Annotated in this window: 13 protein-coding genes; 7 read left to right on the top strand and 6 right to left on the bottom strand. The window is 70.5% G+C overall.

Annotated features, from left to right (window positions below; translation table 11 throughout):
* The first annotated feature begins 79 nt into the window (after positions 1-79).
* From BEN78_12040 to BEN78_12010, 7 genes are all read left to right on the top strand, one after another.
* Positions 80-556, top strand: coding sequence for a thiol peroxidase (locus BEN78_12040; protein ASR43992.1), 477 nt, complete (start codon positions 80-82; stop codon positions 554-556).
* Positions 557-731: 175 nt separating this feature from the next.
* Complete coding sequence (locus tag BEN78_12035; protein ASR45112.1) at positions 732-2,132, top strand: phosphate starvation-inducible protein PhoH; 1,401 nt, start codon at positions 732-734, stop codon at positions 2,130-2,132.
* 222 nt (positions 2,133-2,354) lie between these two features.
* Positions 2,355-2,606, top strand: a complete 252-nt coding sequence (locus BEN78_12030; GenBank protein ID ASR45111.1) for a transcriptional regulator — start codon at positions 2,355-2,357, stop codon at positions 2,604-2,606.
* Positions 2,607-2,642: 36 nt separating this feature from the next.
* On the top strand, positions 2,643-3,326 hold the full coding sequence (locus tag BEN78_12025; GenBank protein ASR43991.1) for a hypothetical protein: 684 nt from the start codon (positions 2,643-2,645) through the stop codon (positions 3,324-3,326).
* A gap of 76 nt (positions 3,327-3,402) precedes the next feature.
* Positions 3,403-4,176 carry a bifunctional hydroxymethylpyrimidine kinase/phosphomethylpyrimidine kinase gene (locus tag BEN78_12020; GenBank protein ID ASR43990.1) on the top strand — a complete coding sequence of 258 codons (774 nt, stop codon included), beginning with the start codon at positions 3,403-3,405 and terminating at the stop codon, positions 4,174-4,176.
* Positions 4,173-5,009: a hypothetical protein gene (locus BEN78_12015; protein ASR43989.1), complete on the top strand. Its 837-nt coding sequence runs from the start codon at positions 4,173-4,175 to the stop codon at positions 5,007-5,009. Before BEN78_12020 ends, BEN78_12015 begins: the two co-directional genes overlap by 4 nt.
* Positions 5,010-5,070: 61 nt before the next feature.
* A complete protein-coding gene (locus BEN78_12010) occupies positions 5,071-6,360 on the top strand; it encodes a Vi polysaccharide biosynthesis protein VipA/TviB (GenBank protein ASR43988.1) in 1,290 nt (429 codons plus the stop codon).
* 55 nt (positions 6,361-6,415) lie between these two features.
* Here the strand turns inward: BEN78_12010 and BEN78_12005 are convergent, their stop codons facing one another.
* The 6 genes from BEN78_12005 to BEN78_11980 all read right to left on the bottom strand — a co-directional run bounded on the left by BEN78_12005 (position 6,416) and on the right by BEN78_11980 (position 12,475).
* Positions 6,416-6,886, bottom strand: coding sequence for a 23S rRNA (pseudouridine(1915)-N(3))-methyltransferase RlmH (locus BEN78_12005; GenBank protein ID ASR43987.1), 471 nt, complete (start codon positions 6,884-6,886; stop codon positions 6,416-6,418).
* A 46-nt stretch (positions 6,887-6,932) separates the two neighbouring features.
* Entirely contained in the window at positions 6,933-7,343 is a 411-nt protein-coding gene (locus BEN78_12000) for a ribosome silencing factor (GenBank protein ASR43986.1), read from the bottom strand.
* Between the two features lie 30 nt (positions 7,344-7,373).
* Entirely contained in the window at positions 7,374-8,030 is a 657-nt protein-coding gene (locus BEN78_11995) for a nicotinic acid mononucleotide adenylyltransferase (protein ID ASR43985.1), read from the bottom strand.
* An 8-nt stretch (positions 8,031-8,038) separates the two neighbouring features.
* Positions 8,039-9,085: a DNA polymerase III subunit delta gene (locus BEN78_11990; GenBank protein ID ASR43984.1), complete on the bottom strand. Its 1,047-nt coding sequence runs from the start codon at positions 9,083-9,085 to the stop codon at positions 8,039-8,041.
* A 34-nt stretch (positions 9,086-9,119) separates the two neighbouring features.
* On the bottom strand, positions 9,120-9,656 hold the full coding sequence (locus BEN78_11985) for a hypothetical protein (GenBank protein ASR43983.1): 537 nt from the start codon (positions 9,654-9,656) through the stop codon (positions 9,120-9,122).
* Between the two features lie 65 nt (positions 9,657-9,721).
* Positions 9,722-12,475: a leucine--tRNA ligase gene (locus BEN78_11980; GenBank protein ID ASR43982.1), complete on the bottom strand. Its 2,754-nt coding sequence runs from the start codon at positions 12,473-12,475 to the stop codon at positions 9,722-9,724.
* Between the last annotated feature and the right edge of the window lie 9 nt (positions 12,476-12,484).

Here is a 12,484-nt window from a genome sequence, read left to right as displayed (position 1 = left end):
TGGCGCACCGCTTGCCTCCCGCATCGGCTTGCCGCATCGTGATGCGCAACGCCACCGGCATGGAACGGCCGACTGTTCGATGAGCGCCACGCCCCTCGCCGCCTCGACGTTGCAGCTGCCGCTGGCCCTGTCCGGCGGCACGACCACCACGCTTGCCGCCTACGCGGGTCGCTGGCTGGTGTTGTACTTCTACCCCAAGGACGCCACGCCCGGCTGCACGACCGAGGGCCTGGATTTCAATGCGCTGCTGCCGCGCCTGCGCGCGCTGGGCGCCGACGTGCTCGGAGTGTCGCGCGATTCGGTACGCGCGCACGACAACTTCTGCGCCAAGCAGGGCTTCGCCTTCCCGCTGGTCAGCGATGCCGACGAGGCGCTGTGCCGCGCGTTCGATGTCATCCGCGAAAAGACCATGTACGGCCGCAAGGTGCTGGGCATCGAGCGCAGCACGTTCTTGATCGACCCGTCGGGCTGCATCGCAGCCCAGTGGCGCAAGGTCCGCGTCGCCGGCCACGCCCAGGCGGTGTTCGACGCGCTGCAGGCCGCGCAGTCCCGGTGATCGCCCTCGCCCGCCCCGGCGGCCGCCATCCCGGATTCCGGGCCATGGCAGCGCGGCCGTGCGCGCTCGACACCGGCCGGATGGTCGGCCTCACCCGTTCTCGACCGCCGGCGCGGATGCTGGCCTCGATCTTGTCTCCCTCACCGCCCCGCCACGGAGCGCCGCGACCACGATGATGACCCAAGGCAAGCGTGTCTACGTCCTCGATACCAACGTGCTGATGCACGACCCCACGGCGCTGTTCAAGTTCGAGGAGCACGATGTCTACCTGCCGATGCAGGTGATCGAGGAGCTCGACAACGCCAAGAAGGGCACCAGCGAATCGAGCCGCAATGCCCGGCAGGTCAGCCGGTTCATCAACGAACTGATCGAAGCTTCGGGCAGCGAGCGCATCGCCTCGGGCTTGCCGCTCGCCCGCCCGCAGGGCCTGCAACTGCGCGGCGCCGCCAGTGTCGGCCACCTGCGCTTCCAGACCACGGTGCCCAAGGAGGACAAGACCTCGTTCGGTGCGGTCGCCCCCGACAACCGCATTCTCGGCGCGATCCTCGCGCTCCAGCGCGACGAGCCCGACGGCACGGTGGTGTTCATTTCCAAGGACATCAATCTGCGGATCAAGGCCGCGATCGCCGGCATCGCCAACGAGGATTACGAAAACGATCGCGCGCTCGACGATTTCAGTCTGCTCTACACCGGCGCGACCGCATTGCCGGAGGACTTCTGGACCCGGCACGGCAAGGACCTGCGCTCGTGGACCGACAAGGGCCGCACGTTCTACGAGCTCGCCGCCGACGAAGAGGACGGCTGGTATCCCAACCAGTTCCTCTACCTGCCCGGCGACGAGGAGTCGGAGTTCCGGGTCGTGGCGGTCGAGAACGGCCGCGCGACGCTGCAGATCGTCGACGATTTCCGCCACAACCAGCATGCGGTCTGGGGCATCCTGGCGCGCAATCGCGAGCAGAACTTCGCGCTCAATGCGTTGATGGATCCGGACGTCGACTTCGTCACCCTGCTGGGTACCGCCGGCACCGGCAAGACCCTGCTGGCGCTGGCGGCGGGACTGGCGCAGACGATGGATCAACAGCGCTATCGCGAGATCATCATGACCCGCGCGACGGTCAGCGTCGGCGAGGACATCGGCTTTCTGCCCGGCACCGAGGAGGAGAAGATGACGCCATGGATGGGCGCGCTCACCGACAACCTCGAGGTGCTGACGCACAACCAGGACGGCGGCAGTTGGGGGCGCGCGGCCACCAACGACCTGCTGGCGTCGCGGATCAAGATCCGCTCGCTGAACTTCATGCGCGGACGCACCTTCCTCAGTCGCTATCTGATTCTGGACGAGGCGCAGAACCTCACGCCCAAGCAGATGAAAACGCTGATCACCCGCGCCGGCCCGGGGACCAAGATCGTGTGTCTGGGCAACGTCGAGCAGATCGATACGCCCTACCTGACCGAGACGACCTCGGGCCTGACCTACGCGGTGGACCGTTTCAAGCAGTGGGCGCACAGCGCGCACATCACCCTGCGCCGTGGCGAGCGCTCGCGTCTGGCCGACTTCGCGTCCGAGGTGCTCTGAGCCCGGTGCAGGCCGTCATCTGCTGATCGACCGCAGCCGGCACGACGCCGGCACCCGCGCATGCGGGTGTCGGCCGGCGCGGCAGCGCGGCTCGCCGCACTGGCGCGTCGCCTAAGGCTGTGCCGGCCAAAATGATGCATCAGCCATCGATTTGAACTGCTCCGACTTGCATCGGCATTCGCTGCGATGCAACATGCACCGCATGTGCGCAGGGCCGTCCCCGTGATCTCCGCCACCCAGTTGCGCGCCGCACGCGCGTTGCTCGGGCTCGACCAGCGCGCGCTGGCGGCGCTGTCGGGGGTCTCGCTGCCGACGATCCAGCGCATGGAGGCCAGCGCCGGTGACGTGCGCGGCTCGATCGCGACGCTGACCAAGATCGTCGACGCGCTGGAGGCGGCAGGCGTCGAGTTGATCGGCAACGACCGTCCCAGCCATGGACGTGGCCGCGGCGTGCGGCTCAAGGATCCGGCATGAGCACGGCGCGGCGACTGCGGGCGGTGCGCTGAGGCGATGGGGATGCAACTGCCACGCTGGGTCTGGGTGGGTGCGGTGACGCTGGCGTGCATTGCCGGCATGGTCAATGTGACCGGCTACCTGGGCTTCGAGCATCTGGCGGTCAGCCACCTGACCGGCACCACCAGCCTGCTCGGCGCCGCGCTTGCCGACGGCGACTGGCGCTCGGTGCGCCATCTGTGGGCGATCCTGATCGCCTTCAGCCTTGGCGCGATGCTCAGTGGCCTGATCATCCAGGACAGCGCGCTGCGCCTGGGCCGGCGCTACGGCGCGGCGCTCGCGCTCGAATCGGCGCTGCTGCTGGCCGCGGTCCCGCTGTTTTCGTCCCAGCCGCTCAACGGCGCACTGCTGGCGGCGATGGCCTGCGGCCTGCAGAACGCGATGGTGACCACCTACAGCGGCGCGATCGTGCGCACGACCCACCTCAGCGGCATGTTCACCGACTTAGGGATCGGCCTGGGCCATCTGATCCGCGGCAAGCCGCTGCCGATGCGTCGGCTCACGCTCAGCGGCCTGATCATCACCGGGTTCCTCGGCGGCGGCGTGCTCGGCACCTGGCTGTTCCGGGCGCTGCATTACCACGCGCTGTTGATCCCGGCCGCGCTGACCGGCCTGACCGGCCTGGGCTATGCGGGCTATCGGCACTGGACGCTGGTACGCGAGGCACGCCGCGTTCCCTGACGCCGGCACGTGGGCGGCGGGCGTTGCGGCAGAATAGCGCCATGTCCGACACCCCTCGCCCCCTTCCGCACTCACCATCGCCGGCTCCGACTCGGGCGGCGGTGCGGGTATCCAGGCCGACCTGAAGACCTTCGCCGCGCATCGTGTGCACGGCCTGTCGGCGATCGCCGCACTGACCGCGCAGCACACCCGCGGGGTGAGTGCGGTGCACGCACCACCGGTGGCGTTCCTGCAGGCGCAGATCGACGCCTGCTTCGACGACTTCGACGTGCGTGCGGTCAAGATCGGCATGCTCGCGACCGCGTCGATCGTGGTCGCGGTGGCCGACGCGCTCGCCGCGCATCCGCACGTGCCGGTGGTGCTCGATCCGGTGATGATCGCGACCTCCGGCGCGAAGCTGCTCGACGACGATGCGCTCGAAGCGCTGCGCACCCGGCTGCTGCCGCGTGCGACCGTGCTCACCCCCAACATCCCCGAAGCGGAACTGCTGCTCGGCACCCCGATCGTCGATGCCGGCCGCGCCCGTACCGCGCTGGGCGAGCTGCGCGCGCTCGGTGCGCGCGGTGTGCTGCTCAAGGGCGGCCACCTCGACGAAGGCGACCGCGTGGTGGACCGCTACGCCGATGCGCAGGTGCAGTTCGAACACGACGCGCCGCGGCTGGCGATCGACGGCCACGGCACCGGCTGCACGCTGTCGTCAGCGATCGCCGCGCAGCTGGCGTTGGGCGCATCGCCGGCGGATGCCTGCCGCCAGGGCATCGACTACGTGCACGCAACGATGCGCGACGCCTACCGGCCAGGACGCAGTGCGGTCAGCGTGCTTGGCCACCTGGGGCCGATCGCCCGATGAGCACGCCGTCGCCGCCACTGGCCCTGGTCGCAGGCGACGGTCACCGCTACGAACTGATCGCGCGCGTGCCGACGGCGCCACGGCGCAGCCTGCTCTGGCTGCCCGCGCTGGGCGTGGCGGCGCGGCACTACCTGCCGTTCGCCGAACGCCTGGCCAGTCAGGGCATCGCCGTGTTCCTGCACGAATGGCGCGGCATCGGCTCGAGCGCGCTGCGCGCCGGGCGCCATGTCGATTGGGGGTATCGCGAGCTGCTCGGCGACATCGCCTGCAGCGAGGCAGCGATGCGCACGGCCGTGCCCGACGCCGACCGCATCGTCGGCGGCCACAGCCTCGGCGGCCAACTCGCTTGCTGCCATCTGGCCTGCCGCCCCGAGGCGGCGCAGGCGCTGTGGCTGGTCGCCAGCGGCGCGCCGTACTGGCGCGCGTTTTCCGGGCCGCGCGCGCTCGCACTGCCGGTGCTGTACCGGTTCATGGCCTGGCTGTCGCGGGTCAACGGCGCACTGCCCGGTCGCCGGCTCGGCTTCGGCGGCAACGAAGCCCGTGGCGTCGTCGCCGACTGGACGCGCAGCGGGCTGTCGGGCCGTTATCGCGCCGCCGGCCTCGATCTGGACCTGGACACCGCACTGCACCGGGTCGACGTCCCGGTCGCGGCCGCCGTGCTCGCCGACGACTGGATGGCGCCGGCCTCCTCGCTGCGCTACCTGCTCGGCAAGCTCGCCACGCCGGCGCCGACGATCGCGAGCTTCGATGCCCAAGCCCTGGGCATTGCCGCCGACCATTTCGCCTGGATGCGGCAGCCCGACACGATCGCCGACTGGCTCGCGCAGCGCTGACCCGGTTGCCCCGGAGCGCTGCGCTAAACTGCGCCGTCCTCTTGTCCGAACGCCTTCCCCCATGAGCGCAACGCTGCCCGCACGCGACGACATCCGCATTTCCGTCGTCGGCCTGGGATACGTCGGCCTGCCGCTCGCGGTCGCGTTCGGGCGACGCCACCCCACGCTGGGCTTCGATATCGACCAGGCACGCATCGAGCAGTTGCAGGCCGGCCATGACCATACCCGCGAGCTGTCGGAAGACGAACTGCGCGCGGCGACCCATCTGCACTACAGCGCCGACCCGGCAGCGCTCGCGCGCTGCAATGTGCACGTGATCACGGTGCCGACACCGGTCGACGACTACCGCCGCCCGGATCTGTCGGCGCTGGAGCGCGCGAGCCGCGCGGTCGGCGCCACGCTCGCGGCCGGCGATGTGGTGATCTACGAATCCACGGTGTATCCGGGCGCGACCGAGGAGGTCTGCGTGCCGATCCTCGAACAGGCCTCGGGCCTGCGCTACCGCGACGATTTCCATGTCGGCTACAGCCCCGAGCGGATCAACCCGGGCGACAAGCTGCACCGCCTGGAGAACACGCTGAAGGTCACTGCCGGCTCCTCCCCGGCCGCGGCCGACTTCGTCGATGCGCTCTACCGCGACATCGTCGCGGCCGGCACGCACCGGGTCTCGAGCATCCGCGTGGCCGAGGCCGCGAAGGTCATCGAGAACACCCAGCGCGACGTCAACATCGCACTGGTCAACGAACTGGCGCTGATCTTCGAACGGCTCGGCATCGACACCCACGAGGTGCTCGAAGCGGCCGGTACGAAGTGGAACTTCCTGCCGTTCCGGCCCGGCCTGGTCGGCGGCCACTGCATCGGCGTCGATCCCTACTACCTCACCCACAAGGCCCAGCAGATCGGCTACCACCCGGAGGTCATCCTGGCCGGGCGCCGCATCAACGACAGCATGGGTCTGCACGTGGCCCAGCGGCTGGTGAAGCTGATGCAGCAGCGCGGTATCCAGACCGCCGGCGCACGCGTGCTGGTGCTGGGCCTGGCGTTCAAGGAGAACTGCCCGGACCTGCGCAACACACGCGTCGTCGACGTGGTCGCCGAGCTGCGCAGCTACGGCGTCGAGGTGGACGTGCACGATCCCTGGGTGGCGCCGGCCTACGCCGAGCACGAATACGGGCTGCGCCCGGTCGCGACCCCCGAAGCGGGCGCCTACGACGCCATCGTGCTGGCGGTCGCCCACACCCAGTTCCGCGAGCTCGGCAGCGCCGGGATCCGCGCCTACGGCAAGCCCGGCGCGGTGCTGTTCGACGTCAAGGCGATCCTGCCGGCCGACGAGGTCGACGCGCGGCTGTAGCGCGTGTAGCGCGGCCGCCCACGCACGCGAGCGCCCGCCGTCGCGGGCCCCTGCCTCAGGCGCGGTGGTAGGGATGATTGGCCAGCATCGCCGCGGCCCGATAGAGCTGTTCGGCCAGCACCAGCCGCACCAGCATGTGCGGCAGCGTCAGCGGGCCGAGCGACCAGCGCTCATCGGCGCGCGCCAGCACCGTGTCGGCGTGGCCTTCGGGTCCGCCGATCAGGAACGCCAGATCCCGCCCCTGCGCGCGCCAGTGTTCCAGCCGCTGCGCGAGATCCTCGGACGAATGCATGCGGCCGCGGCCATCGAGTGCCACCACCAGGGCATTGCGTGGCAGCGCGGCGAGCACGCGCGCGCCCTCGTCGGCCATTGCACGCGCGGTGTCGCGTCCCTTGCCACGCAGGCCCGGCTCGACCTCCACCAGGTCCAGCGGCAACCAGTGCGACAGGCGCTTGCGGTACTCGCCGAAGCCATCGGCCACCCAGGCGGGGGCGCGCTCGCCGACCGCGACCAGCCGGGCCTTCATGCGGTCACGCGCGGCGGACGGGCATCGGCCGGGGCCGGCTGCCGCTTCACCCGTCGCTGCGCGGCTCGCCGGCGCCCGGCGGCTGGTCGCCGACCGTCCACAGGCGTTCGAGCGCGTAGAACTCGCGCACGCGCGGCAGCATGACGTGCACGACCACGTCGCCCAGGTCCACGAGTACCCACTCGGCCTCGCGCTCGCCCTCGACGCCGAGCGGCTGGCAGTCGAGCTGCTTGGCGCGTTTGACGACCTCGTCGGCGATCGACTTCACGTGGCGGCTGGAGGTCCCGGAGGCAACGACCATGAAGTCGCAGACGCTGCTGCGGCCGCGCACGTCGATATCGACGACGTCGACGGCCTTGAGATGATCGACCGCGTCGAGCGCGGTCCGGAGCAGGACATCTGCCGGCGGCGGCGGCTCGGGCAGACGGGTCTTGATGACGTGGGCGGTATCGGACAAGGGATCGGGACTCGAAAAGTGCGGCAGCGATTATAGCGGAGCGCCCGCCCGCGGCCGGTACAGCCCCTTCTCCTCGATGAATGCGGCCACCGCGTCCGGCACCAGCCCTGCCAGCGGCGCGCCGGCGGCCGCCTGCGCACGGACCTGCGTGGCCGAGACCGGATGCAGCGGCTGGCGCAAGCGCAGCACGCGCCCGGCCGGGGTCGCCGACAGCGCGGCCGGCGCGTCGGTCCAGCGATCGGCCAGACAGGCGGCCAGCGCCGGGGCCAGTGCGCCGTCCAGGCCGCTGCCCGGACGCTCGGCGACCACCAGATGCGCCAGCTCGAACAGTGCCTGCCAGCGATGCCAGAGCGGCAGGCCGAGCAGGCTGTCGGCGCCGACCAGCCACGCCAGCGGGCGGGCCTCGCCGAGGCGTGCGCGTAGCGCCGCGAGCGTGTCGACGGTGTAACTGCGGCCGCCACGCCGCAGCTCCTCGCGATCGAGCAGCAGGCCCGGCTCGCCGTCGATCGCCAACGCAATCATCGCCGCGCGCTGCTCGGCATCGGCGCCGGGCGGGGCGCGATGCGGCGGGTCGGCAGCGGGCATCAGCCGGACGGTGCAGCCCAGCGCATCGCGTGCGGCCCGCGCGATCGCCAGATGGCCGCAATGCAGTGGATCGAAGGTGCCGCCGTAGACCAGATAGAGCATCGCCGGGATCAGGCCGCCAGCAGCGCGCCGGCCCGGGCGTCGGCAACCGCGATCAGCAGCCGCTCCAGCGCAAGCCAGGCGTCGGCCGGGTCGATCCCCGGCCGGCCGCGCCCCTTGGCGATCCGGTCGATCCGGCCGGCCTCGGCGACGAAGCGGTCCCAGCGCGAGGCCGGGTGCCGCTGCAGCGCACGCCGGTAGCCGGCCTGGCGCGCGTCCCAGATGCGCTGGGCCTTGAATTCGGCGGCCATGTTGCCGCCGCGCGCCTGGACCTGCGCCAGGCTGGCCGCGCGCGTGAGTTCCATGACGATCATGCCCATCAGCGCAGGAATCGCCGCACCCTCGGCGCGCAGACCCGCCAGCATCCGGGCCGCCTGCGCCGGCTGACCGTTCATCGTCGCATCGAGCAGCCGGAACACGTCGTAGCGCGCGGCATCGGCGACCAGCGCCTGCATCCGCGCCGCATCCAGCGGCTGACCGTCGGCCAGCAGCGCGAGCTTGTCGACCTCTTGCGCTGCGGCCAGCAGATTGCCGTCGACGCGCTCGGCCAGCAGTTGCACCGCGGCGCGCTCGGCAGGCACGCCGCGACTGCGCAGGCGCGCCTCCATCCAGCCTTCGAGTTCGTGCGGCTTGACCTGCCAGGCGACCACTAGGTGCCCGACCGCGGCCACCGCCTCACTCCATTTGCCGCCGTGCTGGCGGCTCCACTCGCCGCCGGTGATCAGCAAGGTGACATCGGCCGGCGGGTCGGCGCAGAAGCCGGCGATGACCTGCGCGCCCTCCTTGCCGGGCTTGGTCGTGGGCAGGCGCAACTCGATCAGCCGTCGGCTGGCGAACAGGCTGGGCGCGCGGAACGTCGCCTCGAGCGCGTTCCAGTCCACATCGCGGCCTTCAGGCTCGAATACCTCGCGCTCGGACACGCCCTGGGCCCGCGCCGCAGCCCGCACCGCGTCGGCGGCCTCGAGCACGCGCAGCGGCTCGGGCCCGGCAATCAGATAGGCCGGCCGCAGCGGTTCGCGCGCCAATTGCGCAGGCAGGCGCTCGGGGGTCAGCTCCACGGCGAGGACGCACCGCTGGCCGGGACTGTCGCCATCAACCGCGCTCGCGTTCCTGCGGGTTGCGGAACACCGCATCGATACGGCGGATGATCGAGGCGGTCATTTCGCGCTCGAGCTCGCGCGACAGCAGCTCGCGCTCGGAATCGGCACCGATCGAATCGGTCGGCAGCGCCAGGTAGTCGCGCGCCAGCTCGATCGCCTGCTGGGGCACGATGTCGCGGCCGTCGGCATCGCGCATCGAGAACACCACCGCATAGCGCAGCGTGTACTCCTGCGCGCGGCCCTGGGCATCGAGGCTCGCCGGCAGCGAGGCCCAGCGCTCGGAGCGGATGTCGAGCACGGCGACATCGACCGCGTCCTGCTCGGCGATCTGCGCCCCGGCCGCGGCCAGCGCGCGCTCGACCGAGCGCGCGAGCCGGCTGTAGGGATCGGACGAGACGATATCCACCGGCCCCAGCTCCGCCGGCAGCGTCAGCGCGTTGCGCAGATGGAAGCCGCAGGCCGACAGGGTCAGCGCAAGGACCGTGGCGGCAGCGGCCAGACGGAGGGAAACCGGGCGGAGGATGCTCATGGACGGAGTCTGGACGAGGCGGTGTTGGCCGGCAAGCGGCGCGCGGACGCGCCGCCCCGGCAGGTTCAGGCGGCGACGATATTGACGATCTTGCCGGGCACCACGATGACCTTGCGTACGGTCATCTGGGCCAGGAACCGCGCCACGTTCGGCTCGGCCAGGGCCAGGGCCTCGACCGCGTCCTTGGCGGCGTCGGCGGCGACCTCGATCGTGCCGCGCAACTTGCCGTTGACCTGGACGGCCAGCGTCAGCGCATCGCGCGCCAGCGCGGCAGGGTCGGCACGCGGGAACGGCTGGTCCTCGAGCAGGGTCTCGGGATGGCCCAGCAGCTGCCACAGCGCGTGCGCGATGTGCGGAGTGATCGGGTTGAGCAACAGCACGATCGTCGAGAGCGTCTCCTGCAGCAACGCACGTGCGTTGGCGTCGTCGGCCTCGAACTTCTGCACATGGTTGAACAGCTCCATCACCGCGGCGATCGCGGTGTTGAAGCTGTGGCGGCGGCCGTAGTCGTCACTGACCTTCTGGATCGCCTCGTGCAGCTGACGACGCAGCGTCCGCTGCGCTGGGGTCGCGGCGGCGACGTCGAAGGCGCCGACCGGGCCGGCCTCGACATGCCGCTGGACCTGCGTCCACAGCCGGCGCAGGAACCGCGCCATGCCTTCGACACCGGCCTCGTTCCATTCCAGCGACTGCTCGGGCGGGGCGGCGAACATCGAGAACAGACGCACGGTGTCGGCGCCGTACTTGTCGATCATCGACTGCGGATCGATGCCGTTGTTCTTGGACTTGGACATCTTCTCCACGCCACCCACCCGCACCGGCGCGCCGTCGCGCTTGGACACCGCGCCCACGATGCGCCCCTTGTCGTCGCGGGTGACCTCGACCTCGGCCGGATGGATCCAGTCCTTGCCGCCGTTGTCCTGTTCCCGATAGAACGTCTCGGCGATCACCATGCCCTGGGTCAGCAGGTTGCGCACCGGCTCGTCGCCCTGCACCAGGCCCGCGTCGCGCATCAGACGATGGTAGAAGCGGAAGTACAGCAGGTGCAGGATCGCGTGCTCAATGCCACCGATGTACTGGTCGACCGGCATCCAGTAATTGGCGCGCTCGTCGACCATGTCCGCCGCCCCGGGCGAGGTGTAGCGCGCGGTGTACCAGCTCGATTCCATGAACGTGTCGAAGGTGTCGGTCTCGCGTTCGGCCGCGCCGCCGCAGTTCGGGCAGGTGGTCTTGCGCCACTGCGGGTCGGACTTGATCGGTGACTGCACCACGCCCGGGTTGGCGAATGCGTCTTCGACATCCTCGGGCAGCAGGACCGGCAACTGGTCCTCGGGCACCGGCACCGCGCCGCAGGCCTCGCAGTAGATCACCGGAATCGGGCAGCCCCAGTAGCGCTGGCGGCTCACGCCCCAGTCGCGCAGCCGGAAGTTGACCTTGCGTGCGCCCTGCCCCTGCGCGCCCAGGTACGCGGTCAGCGCGTCGAACGCGCCGTCGAAGTCCAGGCCGTCGTAGGTTCCGGAATTGATCAGCACGCCGCGCTCGGTGTAGGCGCCGCGCTGCTCGATCCCGTCGAGATAATCGCGGACCACCGCGACGGCCGCCGAGGTGTCGTAGGCATCGACCGAACCGCCCGACAGCGCCGCCTGGAACGGGTCGGCGTCGTGCGCGACATCGCCGATCACCTCGCGCAGCGCATCGCGCACCGCCAGCGGCACGATCACCGGCCGCACCGGCAGGCCATAGGCCTTGGCGAACTCCCAGTCGCGCTGGTCGTGCGCGGGCACTGCCATCACCGCGCCGGTGCCGTAGCCCATCAGCACGAAGTTGGCGACGTAGATCGGCACGTCCTCGCCGGTGACCGGATGGATCGCCCACAGGCCGGTCGCCATGCCGCGCTTGTCCTGAGCCTCGAGCTCGGCCTCCGACACGCCGCCCTGGCGCAGATCGGCGAGAAACGCGGCCAGTTCGGGGTTGTCCTGCGCGGCCTTGAGCGCCAGCGGATGCTCGCCGGCGATGCTGAGGAAGGTCACGCCCATCAGCGTGTCGGGACGCGTGGTGTAGACGGTCAGCGGGGTCGCTTCGCCGTCGACCGCGAACGTGATCTCCAGGCCCTCGCTGCGGCCGATCCAGTTGCGCTGCATGGTCTTGACCGAGTCCGGCCAGCCCTCGAGCGTGTCCAGGCCGTCGAGCAGTTCCTGCGCGTAGTCGGTGATCTTGAGGAACCACTGCGGGATTTCGCGCTTCTCCACGACCGCGCCCGAGCGCCAGCCGCGCCCGTCGATGACCTGCTCGTTAGCGAGCACGGTCTGATCGATCGGGTCCCAGTTGACGACTGCGTTGCGGCGGTAGGCCAGGCCCTTCTTCATCAGCCGCACGAACATGCGCTGTTCGTGGACGTAGTAATCCGGGCTGCAGGTGGCGAACTCGCGGCTCCAGTCGATCGCATAACCCAGCGCCTGCAGCTGGCCGCGCATGTGGTCGATGTTGGCGTAGGTCCACTTCGCCGGCGCCGTCGCGTTCTTGATCGCCGCGTTCTCGGCCGGCAGGCCGAACGCGTCCCAGGCCATCGGCTGCAGCACGTTCTTGCCGGTCATGCGCTGGTAGCGGCTGATGACGTCGCTGAGCGTGTAGTTGCGCACATGGCCCATATGCAGCGCGCCGGAGGGGTACGGCAGCATCGACAGGCAGTAATACTTGGGCCGGTCGCTGCGCTCGACGACCTCGAAGGCGCGGGTGTCGGTCCAGAACCGCTGGGCGTCGGCCTCGACGCGGGTGGGCTGATAGGCGTTGACGGACGGAGCGGCAGGATCGCTGGACACGGACAGTTC

Origin of the sequence: Xanthomonas citri pv. mangiferaeindicae (assembly GCA_002240395.1) — a bacterium.
GTDB classification, from domain to species: Bacteria; Pseudomonadota; Gammaproteobacteria; order Xanthomonadales; family Xanthomonadaceae; genus Luteimonas; species Luteimonas citri_A.
Note: the sequence above shows the minus strand (reverse complement) of the source record. Positions and strands in the feature narration are given on the sequence as shown.

What these genes read in the sequence shown, in the direction of transcription:
- BEN78_12040 (ASR43992.1), top strand. Translation starts at nt 80, where the DNA reads ATGAGCGCCACGCCCCTCGCCGCCTCGACGTTGCAGCTGCCGCTGGCC.
- BEN78_12035 (ASR45112.1), top strand. Translation starts at nt 732, where the DNA reads ATGACCCAAGGCAAGCGTGTCTACGTCCTCGATACCAACGTGCTGATG.
- BEN78_12025 (ASR43991.1), top strand. Translation starts at nt 2,643, where the DNA reads ATGGGGATGCAACTGCCACGCTGGGTCTGGGTGGGTGCGGTGACGCTG.
- BEN78_12015 (ASR43989.1), top strand. Translation starts at nt 4,173, where the DNA reads ATGAGCACGCCGTCGCCGCCACTGGCCCTGGTCGCAGGCGACGGTCAC.
- BEN78_12010 (ASR43988.1), top strand. Translation starts at nt 5,071, where the DNA reads ATGAGCGCAACGCTGCCCGCACGCGACGACATCCGCATTTCCGTCGTC.
- BEN78_12005 (ASR43987.1), bottom strand. Translation starts at nt 6,886, where the DNA reads ATGAAGGCCCGGCTGGTCGCGGTCGGCGAGCGCGCCCCCGCCTGGGTG.
- BEN78_11995 (ASR43985.1), bottom strand. Translation starts at nt 8,030, where the DNA reads ATGCTCTATCTGGTCTACGGCGGCACCTTCGATCCACTGCATTGCGGC.
- BEN78_11985 (ASR43983.1), bottom strand. Translation starts at nt 9,656, where the DNA reads ATGAGCATCCTCCGCCCGGTTTCCCTCCGTCTGGCCGCTGCCGCCACG.